The 18,109-nt window shown below is 54.4% G+C and carries 30 protein-coding genes and 1 pseudogene; 1 reads left to right on the top strand and 30 read right to left on the bottom strand.

The features are described 5' to 3' along the window. Positions 1 to 151: 151 nt before the first annotated feature. Positions 152 to 2,998 (top strand): excinuclease ABC subunit UvrA, encoded by a 2,847-nt coding sequence (uvrA, locus tag R6U90_RS06570; RefSeq protein ID WP_410351874.1) that lies wholly within the window; start codon positions 152 to 154, stop codon positions 2,996 to 2,998. A gap of 163 nt (positions 2,999 to 3,161) precedes the next feature. On the opposite strand, the gene R6U90_RS06575 is transcribed toward uvrA, so the two are convergent. The 30 genes and pseudogenes from R6U90_RS06575 to tuf all read right to left on the bottom strand — a co-directional run. After that, entirely contained in the window at positions 3,162 to 3,905 is a 744-nt protein-coding gene (locus R6U90_RS06575) for an S-adenosyl-l-methionine hydroxide adenosyltransferase family protein (RefSeq protein WP_410351875.1), read from the bottom strand. Between the two features lie 217 nt (positions 3,906 to 4,122). Further along, positions 4,123 to 4,530, bottom strand: a complete 408-nt coding sequence (rplQ, locus tag R6U90_RS06580; protein WP_410351876.1) for a 50S ribosomal protein L17 — start codon at positions 4,528 to 4,530, stop codon at positions 4,123 to 4,125. Positions 4,531 to 4,576: 46 nt separating this feature from the next. Then, complete coding sequence (locus R6U90_RS06585; RefSeq protein ID WP_410351877.1) at positions 4,577 to 5,569, bottom strand: DNA-directed RNA polymerase subunit alpha; 993 nt, start codon at positions 5,567 to 5,569, stop codon at positions 4,577 to 4,579. 53 nt (positions 5,570 to 5,622) lie between these two features. Further along, positions 5,623 to 6,249: a 30S ribosomal protein S4 gene (gene rpsD / locus R6U90_RS06590; protein ID WP_410351878.1), complete on the bottom strand. Its 627-nt coding sequence runs from the start codon at positions 6,247 to 6,249 to the stop codon at positions 5,623 to 5,625. Positions 6,250 to 6,263: 14 nt separating this feature from the next. Then, a complete protein-coding gene (rpsK, locus tag R6U90_RS06595; protein WP_310693152.1) occupies positions 6,264 to 6,653 on the bottom strand; it encodes a 30S ribosomal protein S11 in 390 nt (129 codons plus the stop codon). 26 nt (positions 6,654 to 6,679) lie between these two features. Continuing rightward, the gene (gene rpsM, locus R6U90_RS06600) at positions 6,680 to 7,036 is read right to left on the bottom strand and encodes a 30S ribosomal protein S13 (RefSeq protein ID WP_410351879.1); all 357 of its coding nucleotides are present in this window, start codon (positions 7,034 to 7,036) and stop codon (positions 6,680 to 6,682) included. Between the two features lie 121 nt (positions 7,037 to 7,157). Further along, positions 7,158 to 7,271 carry a 50S ribosomal protein L36 gene (gene rpmJ, locus R6U90_RS06605; protein ID WP_310693154.1) on the bottom strand — a complete coding sequence of 38 codons (114 nt, stop codon included), beginning with the start codon at positions 7,269 to 7,271 and terminating at the stop codon, positions 7,158 to 7,160. A gap of 153 nt (positions 7,272 to 7,424) precedes the next feature. Then, on the bottom strand, positions 7,425 to 8,771 hold the full coding sequence (gene secY / locus R6U90_RS06610; RefSeq protein ID WP_410351880.1) for a preprotein translocase subunit SecY: 1,347 nt from the start codon (positions 8,769 to 8,771) through the stop codon (positions 7,425 to 7,427). Positions 8,772 to 8,779: 8 nt separating this feature from the next. Then, positions 8,780 to 9,214 (bottom strand): 50S ribosomal protein L15, encoded by a 435-nt coding sequence (gene rplO, locus R6U90_RS06615; RefSeq protein WP_410351881.1) that lies wholly within the window; start codon positions 9,212 to 9,214, stop codon positions 8,780 to 8,782. A gap of 2 nt (positions 9,215 to 9,216) precedes the next feature. Continuing rightward, positions 9,217 to 9,402 (bottom strand): 50S ribosomal protein L30, encoded by a 186-nt coding sequence (gene rpmD, locus R6U90_RS06620; protein ID WP_410351882.1) that lies wholly within the window; start codon positions 9,400 to 9,402, stop codon positions 9,217 to 9,219. Between the two features lie 4 nt (positions 9,403 to 9,406). Beyond that, positions 9,407 to 9,913 carry a 30S ribosomal protein S5 gene (gene rpsE, locus R6U90_RS06625; protein ID WP_410351883.1) on the bottom strand — a complete coding sequence of 169 codons (507 nt, stop codon included), beginning with the start codon at positions 9,911 to 9,913 and terminating at the stop codon, positions 9,407 to 9,409. Positions 9,914 to 9,925: 12 nt separating this feature from the next. Further along, on the bottom strand, positions 9,926 to 10,279 hold the full coding sequence (rplR, locus tag R6U90_RS06630; protein ID WP_410351884.1) for a 50S ribosomal protein L18: 354 nt from the start codon (positions 10,277 to 10,279) through the stop codon (positions 9,926 to 9,928). Positions 10,280 to 10,294: 15 nt separating this feature from the next. Further along, complete coding sequence (gene rplF / locus R6U90_RS06635; protein ID WP_410351885.1) at positions 10,295 to 10,822, bottom strand: 50S ribosomal protein L6; 528 nt, start codon at positions 10,820 to 10,822, stop codon at positions 10,295 to 10,297. A gap of 17 nt (positions 10,823 to 10,839) precedes the next feature. Next, complete coding sequence (gene rpsH / locus R6U90_RS06640; RefSeq protein WP_410351899.1) at positions 10,840 to 11,229, bottom strand: 30S ribosomal protein S8; 390 nt, start codon at positions 11,227 to 11,229, stop codon at positions 10,840 to 10,842. 50 nt (positions 11,230 to 11,279) lie between these two features. Beyond that, a complete protein-coding gene (gene rpsN, locus R6U90_RS06645; protein ID WP_410351886.1) occupies positions 11,280 to 11,585 on the bottom strand; it encodes a 30S ribosomal protein S14 in 306 nt (101 codons plus the stop codon). Positions 11,586 to 11,594: 9 nt separating this feature from the next. Then, positions 11,595 to 12,140, bottom strand: a complete 546-nt coding sequence (gene rplE, locus R6U90_RS06650; protein WP_410351887.1) for a 50S ribosomal protein L5 — start codon at positions 12,138 to 12,140, stop codon at positions 11,595 to 11,597. 16 nt (positions 12,141 to 12,156) lie between these two features. Continuing rightward, positions 12,157 to 12,477: a 50S ribosomal protein L24 gene (gene rplX, locus R6U90_RS06655; protein WP_410351888.1), complete on the bottom strand. Its 321-nt coding sequence runs from the start codon at positions 12,475 to 12,477 to the stop codon at positions 12,157 to 12,159. A 16-nt stretch (positions 12,478 to 12,493) separates the two neighbouring features. Next, positions 12,494 to 12,862 carry a 50S ribosomal protein L14 gene (gene rplN / locus R6U90_RS06660; RefSeq protein WP_310693165.1) on the bottom strand — a complete coding sequence of 123 codons (369 nt, stop codon included), beginning with the start codon at positions 12,860 to 12,862 and terminating at the stop codon, positions 12,494 to 12,496. A 37-nt stretch (positions 12,863 to 12,899) separates the two neighbouring features. Beyond that, complete coding sequence (gene rpsQ, locus R6U90_RS06665; RefSeq protein WP_410351889.1) at positions 12,900 to 13,160, bottom strand: 30S ribosomal protein S17; 261 nt, start codon at positions 13,158 to 13,160, stop codon at positions 12,900 to 12,902. Beyond that, positions 13,160 to 13,354 carry a 50S ribosomal protein L29 gene (rpmC, locus tag R6U90_RS06670; protein ID WP_310693167.1) on the bottom strand — a complete coding sequence of 65 codons (195 nt, stop codon included), beginning with the start codon at positions 13,352 to 13,354 and terminating at the stop codon, positions 13,160 to 13,162. The genes rpsQ and rpmC overlap by 1 nt, the downstream gene beginning before the upstream one ends. Then, a complete protein-coding gene (gene rplP, locus R6U90_RS06675) occupies positions 13,354 to 13,767 on the bottom strand; it encodes a 50S ribosomal protein L16 (protein ID WP_410351890.1) in 414 nt (137 codons plus the stop codon). The genes rpmC and rplP overlap by 1 nt, the downstream gene beginning before the upstream one ends. Before the next feature lie 17 nt (positions 13,768 to 13,784). Next, on the bottom strand, positions 13,785 to 14,462 hold the full coding sequence (gene rpsC / locus R6U90_RS06680) for a 30S ribosomal protein S3 (RefSeq protein ID WP_410351891.1): 678 nt from the start codon (positions 14,460 to 14,462) through the stop codon (positions 13,785 to 13,787). A gap of 11 nt (positions 14,463 to 14,473) precedes the next feature. Then, a complete protein-coding gene (rplV, locus tag R6U90_RS06685) occupies positions 14,474 to 14,806 on the bottom strand; it encodes a 50S ribosomal protein L22 (RefSeq protein ID WP_410351892.1) in 333 nt (110 codons plus the stop codon). 13 nt (positions 14,807 to 14,819) lie between these two features. Continuing rightward, entirely contained in the window at positions 14,820 to 15,092 is a 273-nt protein-coding gene (rpsS, locus tag R6U90_RS06690; RefSeq protein ID WP_410351893.1) for a 30S ribosomal protein S19, read from the bottom strand. 20 nt (positions 15,093 to 15,112) lie between these two features. Next, positions 15,113 to 15,940, bottom strand: coding sequence for a 50S ribosomal protein L2 (gene rplB / locus R6U90_RS06695; RefSeq protein WP_410351894.1), 828 nt, complete (start codon positions 15,938 to 15,940; stop codon positions 15,113 to 15,115). Between the two features lie 17 nt (positions 15,941 to 15,957). After that, complete coding sequence (gene rplW / locus R6U90_RS06700) at positions 15,958 to 16,254, bottom strand: 50S ribosomal protein L23 (protein ID WP_410351895.1); 297 nt, start codon at positions 16,252 to 16,254, stop codon at positions 15,958 to 15,960. After that, positions 16,251 to 16,871: a 50S ribosomal protein L4 gene (rplD, locus tag R6U90_RS06705; protein ID WP_410351896.1), complete on the bottom strand. Its 621-nt coding sequence runs from the start codon at positions 16,869 to 16,871 to the stop codon at positions 16,251 to 16,253. The genes rplW and rplD overlap by 4 nt, the downstream gene beginning before the upstream one ends. Before the next feature lie 13 nt (positions 16,872 to 16,884). Continuing rightward, positions 16,885 to 17,526 carry a 50S ribosomal protein L3 gene (gene rplC / locus R6U90_RS06710; RefSeq protein WP_410351897.1) on the bottom strand — a complete coding sequence of 214 codons (642 nt, stop codon included), beginning with the start codon at positions 17,524 to 17,526 and terminating at the stop codon, positions 16,885 to 16,887. Between the two features lie 25 nt (positions 17,527 to 17,551). Next, positions 17,552 to 17,869, bottom strand: a complete 318-nt coding sequence (rpsJ, locus tag R6U90_RS06715) for a 30S ribosomal protein S10 (protein ID WP_410351898.1) — start codon at positions 17,867 to 17,869, stop codon at positions 17,552 to 17,554. Between the two features lie 6 nt (positions 17,870 to 17,875). Further along, a pseudogene (tuf, locus tag R6U90_RS06720) lies at positions 17,876 to 18,109 on the bottom strand (elongation factor Tu); the annotation flags it as partial.

Consider the following 18,109-nt stretch of genomic DNA (forward strand, 5'->3'; position numbering starts at 1 on the left):
GATAGCCGTAATCAGACTATCGGTAAAGCGTTGGATGTTATCAGGAACCATCCGGCCGGGAAACAGGAACAACCGGTAAGGTAATACCGCGCTTCCCCGTTGTGGTGTAAACGTCGTATAGTAGTGTGTTTGGCTGTAGCAGGAAGTCTGAATGGACACCATCCATATCAAGGGTGCACGCACCCACAATCTCAAGAATATCGACCTGGCGCTGCCGCGCGACAAGCTGATCGTGATTACCGGCCTGTCCGGCTCCGGCAAGTCCTCCCTGGCCTTTGACACCATTTATGCCGAAGGCCAGCGCCGCTATGTGGAATCGCTGTCCGCCTATGCCCGTCAGTTCCTGTCGGTGATGGAAAAACCCGATGTGGATCACATCGAGGGCCTCTCGCCGGCCATTTCCATCGAGCAAAAATCGACCTCACACAATCCACGTTCCACGGTCGGCACCATCACAGAAATATACGACTATCTGCGTCTGCTGTTTGCCCGTGCCGGTGAGCCGCGCTGCCCGGATCACGACACCATACTCGATGCGCAGACCGTCAGTCAGATGGTGGATCACATCCTGGCGCTGCCCGAAGGCACCAAATTAATGCTGCTGGCACCGGTCATCGACGAGCGCAAGGGCGAGCACGAGCAGGTCTTCGATACCCTGCGCGCCGAAGGCTATATCCGCGCCCGGGTCGATGGCAAGGTAGTCGAGCTGGATGACCTGCCCCAACTGGACAAACGGCGCAAGCACACCATCGAGGCGGTAGTGGATCGCTTCAAGGTGCGCGCCGACCTGAAGACCCGGCTGGCCGACTCCATCGAAACCGCGCTGAACCTGGGCGGCGGTGTGATCCGGGTGGCCTATATGGATACCGACCAGGAGGAGCTGGTCTTCTCCGCCAATTATGCCTGCCCGATCTGCGGTTATTCACTGAGTGAGCTGGAACCGCGGTTGTTCTCGTTTAACAATCCCGCCGGCGCCTGCCCCGGCTGCGACGGCCTGGGCATGCGCCAGTATTTCGATCCCCAGCGGGTGGTCAGCCATCCGGAGCTGAGTCTCGGCGCCGGGGCGATCCGCGGCTGGGATCGCCGCAATGTCTATTACTTCCAGATGTTGCTGTCCCTGTCGCGCCACTATGATTTCGACATGGATACCGCCTACGAGGATCTGCCCGAATCCCTGCAACAAATCATTCTGTATGGCAGCGGTGAGGAGAAGATCGAGTTTGTCTATTTTAACGAGCGTGGCGGTGAGCATAAAAAGCGACAGCCGTTCGAAGGCGTGGTTCCCAACATGCAGCGCCGTTATCGCGAGACCGAGTCCAACGTGGTGCGCGAGGAACTGGCCAAGTATCTGAGCAACCAGCCCTGTCCCGAGTGCCACGGCACCCGTCTCAACCGCCAGGCACGGCATGTGTTTGTTACTGACAAAACCCTGCCTGATGTCACCGCCCTGCCCATCGATACGGCGCATGAATTTTTCAGCACTCTCGAGCTGCCCGGGCGCCGCGGCAAGATCGCCGAGAAAATCCTCAAGGAGATCACCCTGCGGCTCAATTTCCTGGTCAACGTCGGCCTGGAATATCTGACTCTGGAACGCAGTGCCGATACCCTGTCGGGGGGAGAAGCGCAGCGCATCCGTCTGGCCAGCCAGATTGGTGCCGGACTGGTGGGCGTGATGTACGTACTCGATGAGCCCTCGATCGGACTGCATCAGCGTGATAACACCCGCCTGCTCAACACCCTCTATCACCTGCGGGATCTGGGTAATACCGTGATCGTAGTAGAACACGACGAAGAGGCGATCCTCAGCGCCGACCATGTACTGGATATTGGCCCCGGCGCCGGGGCCCACGGCGGTCATATCGTCGCCCAGGGCACCCCGAAACAGGTGATGGCGACGCCCGATTCACTGACTGGCCAGTATCTGTCCGGCCAAAAAGCTATCGCCGTGCCCGATCAACGCACCCCGACCGGCGATCGCTGGTTGTCGATCCATGGCGCCCGGGGTAACAACCTGCAGCAGGTCAACATAGACATCCCGGTCGGACTGATGACCGCTATCACCGGCGTTTCCGGTTCGGGTAAATCCACCCTGATCAACGATACCCTCTACCTGCATGCCGCTGCCGAGATCAACCAGGCCGGCAAGGAGCCGGCCCCGTGCGATAAAATCGTCGGCCTCGGCCAGTTCGACAAGGTGGTGGATATCGATCAAAGCCCTATTGGTCGTACCCCGCGATCCAATCCGGCCACCTATACCCAGCTTTTCACGCCGATCCGGGAATTGTTTGCCGGCACCCAGGAGGCACGCGCCCGGGGTTACAACCCTGGACGCTTCAGCTTCAACGTCAAGGGCGGACGTTGCGAGGCGTGCCAGGGCGACGGGGTAATCAAGGTGGAAATGCACTTTTTGCCGGATATCTATGTCCCCTGCGATGTCTGCAAAGGCAAGCGCTATAATCGCGAAACGCTGGAGATCAAATACAAAGGCAAGAATATCTTTGAAGTGCTGGAGATGACCGTGGAGGATGCGGTCAGCTTTTTCGATGCTGTGCCGGCCATCAAGCGCAAGTTACAGACCCTGATGGACGTGGGGCTGACCTATGTGAAACTGGGGCAAAACGCCACCACACTCTCCGGCGGCGAGGCGCAGCGGGTCAAGCTGGCACGCGAGCTGTCCAAACGCGACACCGGTAACACCCTCTACATCCTGGATGAACCGACCACCGGCTTACACTTTTACGATATCGAACAGCTGCTGGCGGTATTGCACCGTCTGCGCGATCACGGTAATACCATCGTGATCATCGAACATAATCTGGATGTAATTAAAACCGCGGACTGGATCATCGACATGGGCCCCGAGGGCGGTAACAAGGGGGGGCAACTGGTCTGCGCCGGCACCCCGGAAGAAGTCGCCGAACACAAAAGTTCACATACCGGCGTGTATCTCAAACCGGTCCTCGAAGCCCGGCAGAAACGTCGCAGGAAGCGCGCCTGAAGATCAGGTTCTAAATAGGTGTTCCGAATACCAGATCATTTTGTTCAAAAGATTGCTTCGCTTAGCTCGCAATGACCAAAAATAGAGAGGTCATTGCGAGGAACAACGTGACGAAGCAATCTCTCTGTACTGGTATTCGGAACACCTATTTAGCAGCCAGGACCTACCTGGAGTCTAGAACCTGTATCGCAACCTTGTCACCTACCTTGAGTTGCAGATGCTCGCGCAGACTGTCCCTGTCCATCGCCAGTTCCACCAGTCCCGAGGAGTTGCGATACCAGAAAGGTCGACCCTTTTCCGCCAGTGAAAAAGTGCGTGTGTAATAGAGTTTCTGTTCGCCGATCAACAACTGCTGATCACTTGTGAGCGTGTCGGCCCGGATACCGGTCATGGCGTTACCGTAACGGTCAAAATAAATAATCTCATACCTGTCCGATGGCCAGTCGAGACTCAACAGGTCGGTAGAAGAAATTCGTTCGGCCTCCGGCATTTGACCGAGGGATAGTTGTGCCGCCACCGGGGCAAACAGATCACGACCATGGAAGGATGCGCACAGTTTCGGAGGACGCCAGGTAATATCCCAGACCTCGACTTCACTGGCCAGTTTGATCACCGTGTTGAACAAGCTATTGCCGGGGCCGACGAACCAGCGATTATCAGCGTGCACAATAACCGGCCGTCGATCGGGATGTCCTACACCCGGGTCTACAACTGAAAGAAATACCGACCCATCAGGAAAAGATGAGGCAAGCGCGGCCAGCAGATAGGCCGCGGCATGATGATTGTATACCGGGGCATCGTGCATCAGGTCGATTACCGGCACATTTGGCGCATGCCGGGCCAGCACGCCTTTCATCTGCCCGACATAGGGTCCGGCATAGCCAAAATCTGTAAACAGAACAACCATATCTCACCCGTGGCGATCGAATCGAAGCTGTCAGGATAAGCAACGAATCAGTCATTAACCACCAAAGACATCGAACACACTGAACTCGATGTATTAATTTCTCAGTCTATTCGGTGTAATTCAGTGATTTCAAGGATTACTGCTATTTATCGATACAGCGGTACAACAAAAAAGCCGGGCAATGCCCGGCTTTTTTGCTCTGAAGCTGAACCGTGGTTCAGGCTTCGGCGCTTTCAGTCGTGGTTTCCTCTGCAGGAGATTCCTGCGCCGGACGGTCGACCAGTTCGACATAGGCCATCGGAGCATTGTCACCAGTACGGAAACCGCATTTGAGTATACGCATGTAACCGCCGGGACGGTTCTGGTAACGCGGACCCAGTTCATTGAACAGTTTGGTAACAGCTTCCCGATCACGCAGGCGATTAAATGCCAGACGTCGATTAGCCACGTTGTCTTTTTTGGCCAGGGTAATCAACGGTTCAACCGTACGACGCAACTCCTTGGCCTTGGGCAAGGTGGTACGGATCAATTCATTGTGGAACAGAGAAGCCGACATATTGCGGTACATCGCCTTGCGATGCGAGCTGTTCCGGTTGAGTTTTCGACCACTTTGACGGTGACGCATTGTTCTAAATCCTGAATTCGATTCGTTGAATGATCAGAAGCCTGGTTCAGGCTTCTTTTTCCTTGAGACTTGCCGGTGGCCAGTTTTCCAGGCGCATACCCAGTGATAATCCACGGGAAGCCAGCACGTCCTTGATTTCAGTCAGGGACTTCTTGCCAAGATTCGGCGTTTTCAGCAGTTCGACTTCGGTACGTTGAATCAGATCACCAATATAATAAATCTGTTCAGCCTTGAGGCAATTGGCCGAACGCACAGTCAGTTCCAGATCGTCGACGGGGCGCAACAGAATCGGGTCGATTTCCGGTTCCTGTTCAGCAGGCGTGGTTTCCTCACGCCCACGCAGGTCGACAAACGCAGACAACTGATCCTGCATAATAGTCGCCGCGCCACGAATGGCTTCTTCGGGGTCGATCGTACCGTTGGTTTCCAGCTCGATAATCAGCTTATCCAGATCAGTGCGCTGTTCAACACGGGCACTATCGACCAGGTAGGAAACACGCTGGATTGGACTGAAACTGGCATCCAGCTGCAGACGACCGAGAGGGCGTTCTTCCTCTTCTTCGTCGCCACGGTTGTTGGCGGCTTCATAACCGCGTCCGCGAGTCACTTTGAGTGTCATGTTCAGCTCGCCTTCCTTGGTCAGGTTGGCGATAACATGTTCCGGATTAATCAGTTCCACGTTTTGCACAAGCTGCATGTCAGCGGCGGTCACCAGTCCTGGCCCCTTTTTATTCAGGGTCAGTGTTGCTTCAGGTTCACCGTGCAGGCGCAGAGCAACCCCCTTGAGGTTCAGGAGGATATCAACGACATCTTCCTGCACACCTTCAATGGTGGTGTATTCATGCAAAACGCCTTCAATTTCCACTTCGGTGATGGCGGCGCCAGTCATCGAAGACAGAAGGATGCGGCGCAGTGCATTACCCAGTGTGTGACCGAAACCACGCTCGAGCGGCTCGAGAGTGACCTTGGCATGGGTATCGCTGATTTGCTGAATATCAACAATTCGCGGTGTCAGAAAATCTGATACTGAGGCCGTCATCTATGTCCTCTCAATTTAATATTCCAAAAGTCCCTGGGTCCTGTGCGAGCTGATTACTTGGAGTACAGCTCGATAACCAGATGTTCTTTGATGTCGGTCGGCAATTCACTGCGTTCCGGTACATTCTTGAAGGTGCCGGTCAACTTGTCCGTGTCTACTTCCAGCCATTCGGCAAAGCCACGATTTTGTGCTGCTTCTGTGGCGCCCTTGATACGCAGCTGATTACGAGATTTTTCAGAAACGGCAATAACATCGCCAGCCTGAATCTGCATAGAAGGAATATTCACCTTGCGCCCGTTCACGGTGATGGCATTGTGCCGCACCAGCTGACGCGCTTCGGAACGTGAAGCACCAAAGCCCATGCGGTAAACGACATTATCCAGTCGGGATTCTAGCAACTGCAACAGGTTGTCGCCGGTGGAACCTTTGCGACGGTCCGCTTCTTTGTAATAGCCACGGAACTGTTTTTCCATGATGCCGTAGGCACGACGCATCTTCTGTTTTTCACGCAACTGGGTCGCGTAGTCAGACAGACGACCACGTCGCTGACCGTGTTGTCCCGGCGGAAACGGACGATTTTCAATCGCGCATTTACTGCTATAGCATTTCTCGCCCTTCAGAAACAGCTTCTCGCCTTCGCGGCGACACAGGCGGCATTTAGAACCAATATATTTAGCCAAGGTATTTCTCCCGCTTACACGCGACGTTTCTTCGGAGGACGGCACCCGTTATGGGGAATGGGTGTCACGTCTGCGATATTAGTGATACGAAAGCCTTTTGCATTCAATGCACGTACGGCGGATTCGCGTCCCGGGCCCGGGCCTTTGACCCAGACTTCCAGATTTTTCATGCCATATTCCTGCGCCATCTCGCCGCAACGTTCAGCAGCAACCTGGGCGGCAAAAGGCGTGCTCTTACGAGAACCGCGGAAGCCGGAGCCACCGGCAGTCGCCCAGCACAGCGCGTTGCCCTGACGATCGGAGATGGTCACGATCGTGTTGTTAAATGATGCATGGACGTGAGCAATCCCATCCGAGACATCGCGTTTGACTTTTTTACGTGTACGACCAGCTTTGGTTGCCATATTCCAGTAAACCTATTTAATAGAACTTATTTTCTAATCGGCTTGCGCGGGCCCTTGCGGGTACGAGCATTGGTCCGGGTGCGTTGGCCGCGAAGCGGCAGACCACGGCGATGACGAATGCCGCGATAGCAGCCCAGGTCCATCAGGCGCTTGATATTCATGGATATTTCGCGGCGCAAATCGCCTTCGACACTGAGTTTGGCGACTTCGTTACGCAGGCTTTCGACCGCGTTGTCATCCAGCTCACGAATCTTGGTGCTCGGATCAATGCCCGCGCCTTCGCAAATCTGCCGGGCACGGGTACGACCGATACCGTAAATCGACGTCAGCGCGATCTCCGCATGTTTGTTCACCGGAATGTTGATGCCTGCAATACGGGCCATCTAGCCTTACTCCTAACGTTCAAATCTTAAAATTTACCAACCGGGCCTTGCGAAACGGGCAATTTTAATCGCTAACTGCCTGCTCTAGCAAGGCTTTTTCCGCCTTTTATGCCGCGTAGGCTCAGCCCTGACGCTGTTTGTGGCGCGGATCGGTGCAGATCACCCGGATCACGCCATTGCGCTTGATGATCTTGCAGTTCCGGCACATTTTCTTGACTGATGCACGCACTTTCATCGCAGTCTCTCCAAATTCCAGTTCAGCTCGGACCGCGCTTCAGGCTGTTTATCAGCCCGTCAGCGCGGGATACAGAGGTCTTTCATTCATGGCCCCGGGGGAGCCAACTGTGTGCCAGCGGGGTATATTAGCCCCTGCCCGCGCCCAGGTTGTTCAGCGCAACATACCTGAGGGACCCTGGCCCTTAAGGTTGGCCTTTTTCATCAGGCCTTCGTACTGATGCGACATCAGCAGTGCCTGGGTCTGGGCCATAAAGTCCATCACGACCACTACCACAATCAGCAGTGAGGTACCGCCAAAGTAGAACGGAACCCCCCAGGCCAGAATCAGAAATTCCGGCAGCAGACAGACAGCAGTGATATAGACTGCGCCTACCAGGGTCAAACGGCCGAGAATCGTATCGATATAACGCGCCGTCTGCTCACCCGGACGAATCCCCGGCACAAAAGCACCGGAGCGTTTCAGGTTATCTGCTGTTTCTTTCGGGTTAAACATCAACGCCGTATAGAAGAAACAGAAAAATATAATTGCGACTGCATAGAGCAGTACATACAGCGGCTGCCCCGGCGACATCATGGTAGAGATATCCTGCAGGATACCTGCTGCCCCGTCGGTGCTGCCGCCAAACCACCCCAACAGAGTGGATGGAAACAGAATAATGCTGGACGCGAAGATCGGCGGGATAACTCCCGCCATGTTGATCTTCAGCGGCAAATGGCTGCTCTGCGCCGCATACATTTTACGCCCCTGCTGCCGCTTGGCGTAATTCACGGTAATCCGTCGCTGACCACGTTCCATAAAGACCACAAACGCGGTAACCCCGAGTGCCAGGGCAAATAGCACCAGGATTTTGCCGTAAGCCAGATCGCCTGTGCGGCCCATTTCCATGGTCGTGCCCAGCGCTGTGGGCAGTCCGGCTACAATGCCGGCGAAAATAATCAACGAGATACCGTTACCGATACCTCGCTCTGTAATCTGTTCCCCCAGCCACATCAGGAACATTGTGCCGGTAACCAGCGTCACCACGGTCGTAAAGAAGAACGTGTTACTGTCGATGATAACCAGTCCTTCCTGGCGCGACAGCGCAACCGCTACGCCCAGAGCCTGGAACGTCGCGAGCCCCAGTGTCGCCAGACGGGTGTACTGGGTAATCTTGCGCTTGCCAGCAGCCCCTTCCTTGCTTATCTGTTCAAGCTTGGGATGGACTTTAGTCAGCAACTGCATGATGATCGATGCCGAGATATACGGCATGATCCCCAGCGCAAACAATGACAGTCGTTCCAGCGCACCACCAGAGAACATGTTGAACATATCCAGGATGGTTCCGCGCTGTTGCTCGACCATTTCGGCCAGAGTACCGGGGTCAATACCCGGAACAGTAATAAACGAACCGATGCGGAATACTAACAGGGCCCCCAGCACGAACAACAAACGCTGCCTCAGCTCGGTAAACTTGCCCCCGGCCATAGCGTTGGCCACTCCCTGTTTCGATGCACCCATCCTGAAATTTACTCTTCGACCTTGCCGCCAGCGGCTTCAATTGCCTCCCGGGCACCTTTGGTCACACGAATCCCCTTGAGCGTAACAGCCTTCTCCAGTTTGCCCGAAACCATTACTTTGACGCGCTGGATTTCCTTGCTGATCAGGTTGGCCTTCTGCAGCGCTTCGAGATCGATGACATCCGCCTCGATCTTGTTCAGTTCGTGCAGACGAATCTCGTCGGTTACCCGGCCCATACGTGAGCTGAAACCGACCTTCGGCAGACGACGTTGCAATGGCATCTGACCACCTTCGAAACCCACCTTGGTAAAGCCGCCTGAACGGGCCTTCTGGCCCTTGTGTCCACGACCGCCGGTCTTACCCAGGCCGGAGCCAATACCGCGACCGCGGCGTTTGGCCGGTTTTCTGGAACCGGGAGTCGGTTTGAGGCTATTCAGATACATACTCAATTCTCCTCGACCTTGACCATGTAGTTGATCTTATTGATCATCCCACGGGTACAGGGTGTGTCTTCCACTTCTACTGTCTGGTGCAAACGCCGCAGACCCAGGCCGGTGACAGTCGCTTTGTGCGAAGCCAGGCGTTTGTTCATGCTGCGTACCAGCGTTACCTTGATAGTCTTGTCAGCCATGGTGTTATTCCACAATTTCCTTGACGCTCTTGCCGCGTTTGGCCGCAACAGATTCGGGTGAAGACATGTTCTGCAGGCCGTTAATCGTCGCACGCACGACATTGACAGGGTTGTTGCTGCCAATGCACTTGGCCAGCACGTTATGCACACCAACCACGTCGAAAACAGCGCGCATGGGACCACCGGCAATAACACCGGTACCATCAGAGGCAGGCTGCATGTAAACCTTGGCGGCACCATGCACTGCGTTTATCGGATACTGCAGAGTATGGTTGTTCAACGGCACCTTGACCATGTTCTTGCGCGCATTTTCCATGGCTTTTTGAATCGCCACCGGCACTTCACGTGCCTTGCCACGACCGAAGCCAACACGACCATTGCCGTCACCGACAACTGTCAGAGCCGAGAAACCGAAAATTCGGCCGCCTTTTACCACTTTGGCAACTCGGCGGATACCGACCAGGCGTTCCTGTAAATCTTCAGCGTTCTGTTCTTTATCAAATGCAGCCATAATCATTAACCCTTAGAATTGCAAACCGGCTTCGCGCGCAGCATCGGCCAGTGCCTTGACCCGGCCATGATATTTAAAACCGGAGCGATCAAATGCGACATTGGTGATACCTGCTGCCTTGGCTTTTTCAGCAATCGTCTTTCCGACAATAACTGCGGCATCAACATTGCCTGTATTTTTAACATTGCTCTTGATATCGGTCTGCACAGTGCTGGCCGAGGCAAGAACTTCACTGCCATTGGGGGCAATCAGCTGGACATAAATATGCCGCGGAGTGCGATACACCGACAGACGCGGCACAGCCAACTCGCGGATCTTGGCGCGAGTACGGCGTGCACGACGTAAACGAGTAGTCTTTTTATCCATCGTCTTACCTTGCCCTTATTTCTTCTTGGCTTCTTTGCGAATAATACGTTCGTCCGCGTATTTCACACCCTTGCCCTTATAGGGTTCGGGCGGACGATAACCGCGGATTTCCGCAGCAACCTGGCCAACCTGCTGTTTATCGATACCGCGAATCACGACTTCGGTCTGACTCGGTGTTTCCGCGGTGATGCCTTCCGGCAATTCGTAGTTAATCGGGTGCGAAAAACCCAGCGTAAGGTTCAAAACCTTCCCCTGCGCCTGGGCACGATAACCAACCCCGACCAGTTCCAGTTTCTTTTCAAAACCTTCGCTAACACCCTGCATAAGGTTATTAACAACCGCCCGTGCGGTCCCGCTCTGCGCGATGGCAGCCGGGCCCTTTTCACGCGGCAGAAAGTTCAGGCTGGTCTCTTCCTGAACGATTTCAACCACAGGGTGCACGCTATGCTCCATGGTGCCTTTTGATCCCTTCACACTGACATGCTGGTCATTAATACTGACCTCCACGCCCTTGGGAATACTGATTGCTGTTAATCTTGCCATGATCCGTTACCCCGGAATTACTGCACGGTACAAACCACTTCACCACCAAAACCGGCCTTGCGAGCGGCGCGGTCGGTCATCAGACCCTGGGAAGTGGAAATAATTGCGATGCCCAGGCCGCCCATTACTGTCGGCAGCTCGTCTTTCCCTTTGTAAATACGCAAGCCGGGACGGCTGATGCGTTTGATTTTCTCAATAACCGGCTGACCCTGGTAGTATTTCAAATCGAGAATCAGCTGCGGTTTGGTGCCATCTTCTTCCTTCCTGAAATCCACAATATAGCCTTCATCCTTCAGGAGTTGGGCGATCGCTTCCTTCTGTTTGGAATGCGGCATGGTCACAACGGTTTTGCCGGCGCCAAGCGAATTGCGCACTCGGGTCAGCATGTCTGAAATCGGATCTGTCATCATTTCTCTAGTTCTCCAGGCTCTCAGCTATTCGCCATCAGCCAAATCTTTTACCAACTACCCTTGCGCAGGCCGGGCACATCACCCTGCATGGTGTGCTCACGCAGCTTGTTACGACACAGGCCGAATTTACGGTAAACCGCGTGCGGGCGACCGGTAATACGGCAACGACGTTGCAGACGGGCAGGACTGGCGTCACGCGGCAGTTTCTGCAGTTGCTGCTGTGCTTCCATCCGTTCTTCAATAGGTAGATTCGGATCCTTTATTCTGGCTTTTAACGCAGCGCGTTTATCTGCGTATTTTTTTACGGTCTTGATACGTTTTGCTTCACGTTCAACCATGGAAACTTTAGCCATGTTCTACTCCTACCCTTGACCTTTAAGCGGGAAGTTAAACGCCGCCAGCAGCGCGCGCCCTTCCTCGTCAGTTTTCGCTGTCGTGGTGATGGTGATATCCATACCACGAATAGCGTCGATCTTGTCGTATTCGATTTCCGGGAAAATGATCTGCTCGCGAACACCCATACTATAGTTGCCACGGCCGTCAAAAGACTTGGCATTCAGACCACGGAAGTCACGAACACGCGGAATAGCGATATTGATCAGCCGATCCAGGAACTCGTACATACGCTCACGGCGCAACGTTACCTTGCAGCCAATCGGATAACCTTCGCGAACCTTGAAGCCCGCTACGGATTTACGCGCGTTATTAACAATCGGTTTTTGGCCACTGATTTTGGTCATATCGCCTACCGCATTATCCAGGATCTTCTTATCGCCAATCGCCTCGCCCACGCCCATATTCAGCGTGATCTTGGTGATCTGAGGCACTTCCATCACACTCTTATAACCAAACTGTTCTTTCAGGTTGGTGATAACAGTTTCCCGGTAAAAATTTTGCAATCTTGCCATTGTTATAACCTGAAGGTTAAGCGTCCAACACTTCGCCGTTGGATTTAAAATAACGAACCTTGCGACCGTCTTCGAGGGTCTTGATTCCCACCCGATCACCTTTAGAGGTGGCCGGGTTATACAAGGCTACATTGGAAATATCCAGCGGCTTTTCCATTTCCACAATCCCGCCGGTCGCGCCGACTGCCGGATTGGGCTTCTGGTGCTTTTTGACAACATTGATGTTGTCGACAAGCACGCTGCCTTCTTCCATCATCACTCGTGAGACGGTGCCGCGCTTGCCCTTGTCTTTACCTGTGATGACAATAATTTCATCACCTTTGCGTATCTTGTTCATGGCTTTTCTCTCTGCCTTACAGTACTTCAGGTGCCAGCGAAATGATCTTCATGAACTTCTCAGTACGTAATTCACGTGTAACCGGACCAAAAATACGAGTACCAACCGGCTGTAGCTGATTGTTCAGCAATACGGCCGCATTGTTGTCAAAGCGAATCAATGAACCGTCCGGACGACGCACGCCTTTGCGTGTACGAACAACAACGGCATTGAAGACTTCACCTTTTTTTACACGACCACGCGGGATCGCTTCCTTGATGCTCACCTTGATGATGTCGCCAACACCGGCGTAACGGCGCTTTGAACCACCGAGCACTTTAATACACTGTACGCGACGAGCACCGCTGTTATCGGCGATATCGAGCGTGGTTTGCATCTGAATCATCTTGAGCGACTCCGCTAAACTCTATTCAATTCAGGCCTTAAACGATCGCGGCCCGTTCGACAATCGAATCCAATGCCCAGGTTTTTGTCTTGGACAAAGGGCGACAGGATGTAATGGTGACCAGATCACCTTCATTACACTCATTGTTGGCATCATGAGCGTGCAACTTGGTAGAACGCTTGATGAATTTCCCGTAAACCGGATGCTTCACTCGGCGCTCGACCAGAACGGTAATAGACTTATCCATTTTGTTACTGACAACCCGTCCGGTTACGGTACGTTTTACTGATTCACTCATTATGCCTTACCTGCTTTTTCATTCAGGATGGTTTTAACTCGCGCGATATTCCGGCGCACAGACTTCAGCTGGTGAGTACGATTCATCTGACCAGTGGCAGTCTGCATACGCAGGTTAAACTTCTCGCGCGTCAGTTCCAGAAGTTCCTTGTTGAGGTCATCGACACTCTTTTCACGCAATTCGTTAGCTTTCATTACAATACCGTCCGCGTCACAAAGGTGGTCGTAACAGGAAGTTTGGCCGCGGCCAGGCGAAATGCCTCGCGCGCCACTTCCTCGGAAACACCTTCCATTTCATACAACATACGTCCCGGCTGAATCTGGGCAACCCAGTATTCGACGTTACCTTTACCCTTACCCTGACGAACTTCCAGTGGCTTCTGGGTAATCGGCTTGTCCGGGAAAATCCGGATCCAGATCTTCCCGCCGCGCTTGATGTAACGATTCATGGCACGACGAGCCGCCTCGATCTGACGAGCAGTGATCCGGCCACGGCCGGTCGCTTTCAGGCCATACTCGCCAAAGCTGACCTTGCTACCGCGATGGGCCAGACCCCGGTTACGGCCTTTCTGTTGCTTGCGAAATTTAGTACGTTTCGGCTGCAGCATGCTTCAAACTCCCAATCTCAACCCGCTGCCGATTTTGCAGCTTCGGATTCACTGTCAGCGTAATGTCCGATGATCTCACCTTTGAAGATCCAGACTTTGACACCGATGATGCCGTAAGTGGTTTGCGCTTCGGCCAGGCCGTAATCGATATCGGCCCGCAGCGTATGCAATGGTACACGGCCTTCGCGGTACCATTCTGTACGGGCAATTTCAGCGCCGTTCAAACGACCTGCGACATTAATCTTGATGCCCTGAGCACCCAGACGCATGGTGTTCTGTACCGCACGTTTCATGGCCCGTCGGAACATAATGCGGCGTTCGAGCTGTTGGGCCACACTTTCGGCAACCAACTGGGCATCCAGCTCCGGTTTGCGCACTTCTTCGATATTGATGTGCACTGCCGGCAACCCCATCATTCTGGTCACTTCGTTACGCAGCCGCTCAATGTCCTCGCCTTTTTTGCCGATGACCAGACCGGGGCGCGCTGTATTGATAGTGATGTTCGCGGCACCCTGGGTCCGTTCGATCTGAATCCGGCTGACAGAAGCCTGCTTCAGGCGTTGCTTCAGAAATTCGCGTACCACGATGTCCTGGTTCAGGTAATCGGCATAATTCTTGTTATCGGCATACCATTTGGACGTCCAGTCCTTGACGATACCGAGACGAATGCCTGTCGGATGTACTTTCTGACCCATCAGCTTCTCTCTTACTTTTCTGCCACAGTCACAGTGATGTGACTGGTGCGTTTAAAAATATGGTTGGCCTGGCCCTTGGCGCGAGCTTCCCAGCGCTTGTAGGTCGGACCTTCGTCGACGGTGATGGTCTTGATTTTCAGCTCGTCGATGTCAGCGCCATCGTTGTGCTCAGCATTGGCAATCGCGGATTCCAGTACTTTTTTCACAATCGCGGAGGCCTTTTTGGGGCTGAATGTCAGCGACTGCAGGGCGCGCTCAACCGGAAGCCCACGAATCTGATCAGCCACGAGGCGACACTTCTGCGGCGAAATGCGTGCATAGCGTAATTTTGCTGCGGTTTCCATGTTCTAGAACCTCTTACCTGGCTTTCTTGTCAGCAACGTGGCCCTTGAAGGTCCGCGTCGGCGCGAATTCACCCAGCTTGTGACCGACCATGTTTTCTGAAATCAGGACGGGAACATGCTGACGACCATTGTGTACAGCAATTGTCAGCCCGACCATTTCCGGTAACACCATGGAACGGCGTGACCAGGTTTTGACCGGCTTCTTGCTGTTCATTTCCACTGCTTGATCGACCTTTTTTATCAGGTGCAAATCAACGAACGGACCTTTTCTGATAGAACGTGGCATTTACTCGCTCTCTGAATTCGTTACTTTTTGTTACGACGACGTACGATCATCTTATCCGTACTCTTGTTACTCCGGGTTTTGTAACCCTTGGTCGGTACGCCCCAGGGGGTAACCGGGTGGCGGCCACCGGAGGTACGGCCTTCACCACCACCATGCGGATGGTCCACCGGGTTCATGGCTACACCGCGGACGGTGGGGCGCACACCCCGCCAGCGCTTGGCGCCGGCCTTGCCGAGCTTGCGCAGGCTGTGTTCACTGTTACTGACTTCACCGATCGTGGCACGGCAGTCGGCATGGACCCGACGCATTTCACTGGAACGCAACCGGATGGTCGCGTAATCGCCTTCCCGGGCGACCAGCTGCACGGAAGCCCCGGCACTACGCGCCAGCTGGGCACCTTTGCCCGGCTTCATTTCCACCGCATGCACGGTAGTACCCACCGGAATGTTGCGCAACGGCATGCAGTTACCTGCTTTGATCTGCGCATTATTGCCGGAGACCACGATGTCGCCGGCTTTGACACCCTTGGGCGCCAGGATATAGCGACGTTCACCGTCTTTATAAAGAACCAGCGCAATACGGGCACTGCGGTTGGGATCATACTCGATCCGCTCGACGCTGGCGTCGACACCGTCCTTGTTCCGCTTGAAATCAATCAGGCGGTAATGCTGCTTGTGACCACCACCTATGTGGCGCGTGGTAATCCGACCCTGGTTGTTACGACCCCCGGAGCGGGATTTCTTTTCCAGCAACGGCGCATGCGGCTTGCCTTTGTACAGATCGTCAGTGACGACCTTGACAACAAAGCGTCGGCCTGCGGATGTCGGTTTTGACTTTACAATCGCCATTATTTATTCCTTAAACCTTACTCAGCACCCATAAAGTTGATGTCCTGGCCAGCCTTGATGCGAACATAGGCCTTTTTCCAGTCTTTACGACGACCCGTACCGTGCGCGGTACGTTTGGTTTTGCCTTTCATATTGGTCACCTGGACACCTTCAACTTCGACGTTAAACAACAGTTCAACGGCGTTTTTAATTTCGGTCCGGGTTGCACTCGGTACAACCTTGAACACCACCTGATTGGCTTGATCGGCCAGCATGGTGCTCTTTTCGGAGATATGCGGCTCCAGCAGTACGTTCATCAGACGTTCCTGGTTCATGCCAGCACCTCCTGCAGTTTTGCGACGGATTCAGCTGTGATCAGCACTTTGTCATGCCCGACCAGCGCGACCGGATCCACATAACCGACTTCACACAATCCGACCTTGTGCAGGTTGCGGGCTGACAGGAACAGCGCTTCGTTCAGGTCATGAGTGACGATCATGACGCTGTCCAGACCCAGACCGCTGAGTTTTTCAACCAGCTCTTTGGTCTTCGGCGCATCCATTTTCAGATCGTCGATGACGACCAGGCGCTCCTGACGGACCAGCTCTGACAGGATGGAGCGCATTGCGGCGCGGTACATCTTGCGATTCAGCTTCTGCGACCAGTCCTGGGGTTTGGAAGCGAAGGTCTTGCCGCCACCGGTCCAGATCGGGCTGCGGATTGTTCCCGCACGGGCGCGGCCGGTGCCTTTCTGGCGCCAGGGCTTGCGTCCGCCCCCGCTGACTTCCGCGCGGTTTTTGTGCGCGCGGGTACCGGCACGGGCGCCCGCCAGATAGGCGGTCACGGCCTGGTGCACCAGCGACTCGTTAAAATCAGCACCGAATACGGCATCCGAAACCTCGACGGATTTCTTGGAAGCCTTGCCGGTGGCTGTGGTTAAACCTAATTCCATCGTCTGCGTCCTCTTAACCTGCCTTGATCGCCGGGCGTACGATGACACTGCCGCCCTTGGAACCGGGTACGGCGCCTTTGACCAGCAGCAAATTGCGATCGTTGTCGACCCTGACCACTTCCAGATTCTGGGTGGTGCGTTTTTTGTTACCCATCTGGCCGGCCATGCGTTTACCTTTCAGAACGCGGCCCGGCGTCTGACACTGGCCAATCGAACCCGGGGCGCGATGCGCCAACGAGTTACCGTGGGTCGCATCCTGGGTCCGGAAGTTGTGTCGCTTGACCGCACCGGCAAAACCTTTACCCATGCTGGTGCCGCTGACATCAACTTTCTGCCCGGCTTCAAAAATATCGACCTTGATTTCACCGGCCAGGGAGAAAGCTTCACCTTCACCTTCGGCCAGACGGAATTCCCAGACACCGCGGCCCGCTTCCACGCCGGCCTTGGCAAAGTGCCCGGCCTGTGGTCTGGTGACCCGGTTGGCTTTACGTTTGCCGGTGGTCACCTGCACGGCACGATAGCCGTCTGCGTCAACTGTTTTCAGCTGGGAAATCCGGTTGGGTTCTACCGCGATAACCGTCACCGGCGTTGACACGCCGTCGTCTGTAAAGACGCGGGTCATACCCACCTTGCGACCAACTACACCAATCGTCATTTGTCGTGCTCCACTCAGCAATCCGTTAGTTCAACTGAATCTGAACATCCACACCGGCGGCGAGGTCCAGTTTCATCAGGGCATCCACGGTCTTGTCTGTCGGATCAACAATATCCATCAGACGTTTGTGGGTGCGCAGTTCGTACTGGTCACGCGCATCCTTATTCACGTGCGGTGAAACAAGAACAGTGTAATGCTCTTTTTTCGTCGGCAGCGGGATCGGGCCCTTGACGTGGGCGCCGGTGCGCTTGGCCGTTTCCACAATCTCACGGGCGGATTGATCGATCAGACGATGATCAAAGGCCTTGAGACGGATGCGAATATTCTGGTTCTTGGCTGCCATATATGTTTACTCAATAATCTTCGATACGACACCGGCGCCGACAGTCCGACCGCCTTCGCGAATCGCAAAGCGCAGGCCTTCTTCCATCGCAATCGGGGCAATCAGGCTCACGGTCATCTGCACGTTGTCACCCGGCATGACCATCTCTATGCCCTCGGGCAGGTCACAGGCGCCGGTGACATCCGTGGTCCGGAAGTAAAACTGCGGACGATACCCGTTGAAGAACGGCGTGTGACGCCC

Source organism: Thiohalophilus sp. (genome assembly GCF_046483665.1).
In the GTDB taxonomy this organism is placed as follows: Bacteria; Pseudomonadota; Gammaproteobacteria; order UBA6429; family Thiohalophilaceae; genus Thiohalophilus.

Bases quoted from the DNA above. Each gene is read 5' to 3' on its own strand.
- rpsN (WP_410351886.1), bottom strand. From the start codon at position 11,585: ATGGCTAAAGTTTCCATGGTTGAACGTGAAGCAAAACGTATCAAGACC.
- rpsH (WP_410351899.1), bottom strand. From the start codon at position 11,229: ATGACAGATCCGATTTCAGACATGCTGACCCGAGTGCGCAATTCGCTT.
- R6U90_RS06575 (WP_410351875.1), bottom strand. From the start codon at position 3,905: ATGGTTGTTCTGTTTACAGATTTTGGCTATGCCGGACCCTATGTCGGG.
- rplP (WP_410351890.1), bottom strand. From the start codon at position 13,767: ATGCTGCAGCCGAAACGTACTAAATTTCGCAAGCAACAGAAAGGCCGT.
- rplF (WP_410351885.1), bottom strand. From the start codon at position 10,822: ATGGCAAGATTAACAGCAATCAGTATTCCCAAGGGCGTGGAGGTCAGT.
- rplR (WP_410351884.1), bottom strand. From the start codon at position 10,279: ATGGATAAAAAGACTACTCGTTTACGTCGTGCACGCCGTACTCGCGCC.
- rplC (WP_410351897.1), bottom strand. From the start codon at position 17,526: ATGACGATTGGTGTAGTTGGTCGCAAGGTGGGTATGACCCGCGTCTTT.
- rpmC (WP_310693167.1), bottom strand. From the start codon at position 13,354: ATGAAAGCTAACGAATTGCGTGAAAAGAGTGTCGATGACCTCAACAAG.
- rpsM (WP_410351879.1), bottom strand. From the start codon at position 7,036: ATGGCCCGTATTGCAGGCATCAACATTCCGGTGAACAAACATGCGGAG.
- rplV (WP_410351892.1), bottom strand. From the start codon at position 14,806: ATGGAAACCGCAGCAAAATTACGCTATGCACGCATTTCGCCGCAGAAG.
- rpsQ (WP_410351889.1), bottom strand. From the start codon at position 13,160: ATGAGTGAATCAGTAAAACGTACCGTAACCGGACGGGTTGTCAGTAAC.
- rpmJ (WP_310693154.1), bottom strand. From the start codon at position 7,271: ATGAAAGTGCGTGCATCAGTCAAGAAAATGTGCCGGAACTGCAAGATC.
- rpsJ (WP_410351898.1), bottom strand. From the start codon at position 17,869: ATGGCAGCCAAGAACCAGAATATTCGCATCCGTCTCAAGGCCTTTGAT.
- secY (WP_410351880.1), bottom strand. From the start codon at position 8,771: ATGGGTGCATCGAAACAGGGAGTGGCCAACGCTATGGCCGGGGGCAAG.
- rpsS (WP_410351893.1), bottom strand. From the start codon at position 15,092: ATGCCACGTTCTATCAGAAAAGGTCCGTTCGTTGATTTGCACCTGATA.
- rplD (WP_410351896.1), bottom strand. From the start codon at position 16,871: ATGGAATTAGGTTTAACCACAGCCACCGGCAAGGCTTCCAAGAAATCC.
- rplO (WP_410351881.1), bottom strand. From the start codon at position 9,214: ATGTATCTGAATAGCCTCAAACCGACTCCCGGTTCCAGAAAACCGGCC.
- rplX (WP_410351888.1), bottom strand. From the start codon at position 12,477: ATGAACAAGATACGCAAAGGTGATGAAATTATTGTCATCACAGGTAAA.
- R6U90_RS06585 (WP_410351877.1), bottom strand. From the start codon at position 5,569: ATGACGGCCTCAGTATCAGATTTTCTGACACCGCGAATTGTTGATATT.
- rplN (WP_310693165.1), bottom strand. From the start codon at position 12,862: ATGATTCAGATGCAAACCACGCTCGATATCGCCGATAACAGCGGTGCT.
- rpmD (WP_410351882.1), bottom strand. From the start codon at position 9,402: ATGGCTGACAAGACTATCAAGGTAACGCTGGTACGCAGCATGAACAAA.
- uvrA (WP_410351874.1), top strand. From the start codon at position 152: ATGGACACCATCCATATCAAGGGTGCACGCACCCACAATCTCAAGAAT.
- rpsE (WP_410351883.1), bottom strand. From the start codon at position 9,913: ATGGCTGCATTTGATAAAGAACAGAACGCTGAAGATTTACAGGAACGC.
- rplE (WP_410351887.1), bottom strand. From the start codon at position 12,140: ATGGCAAGATTGCAAAATTTTTACCGGGAAACTGTTATCACCAACCTG.
- rplB (WP_410351894.1), bottom strand. From the start codon at position 15,940: ATGGCGATTGTAAAGTCAAAACCGACATCCGCAGGCCGACGCTTTGTT.
- rpsK (WP_310693152.1), bottom strand. From the start codon at position 6,653: ATGGCAACCAAAGCTGGTCGTACACGTAAAAAAGTCAAACGCGATGTC.
- rpsC (WP_410351891.1), bottom strand. From the start codon at position 14,462: ATGGGTCAGAAAGTACATCCGACAGGCATTCGTCTCGGTATCGTCAAG.
- rplQ (WP_410351876.1), bottom strand. From the start codon at position 4,530: ATGCGTCACCGTCAAAGTGGTCGAAAACTCAACCGGAACAGCTCGCAT.
- rplW (WP_410351895.1), bottom strand. From the start codon at position 16,254: ATGAACCAGGAACGTCTGATGAACGTACTGCTGGAGCCGCATATCTCC.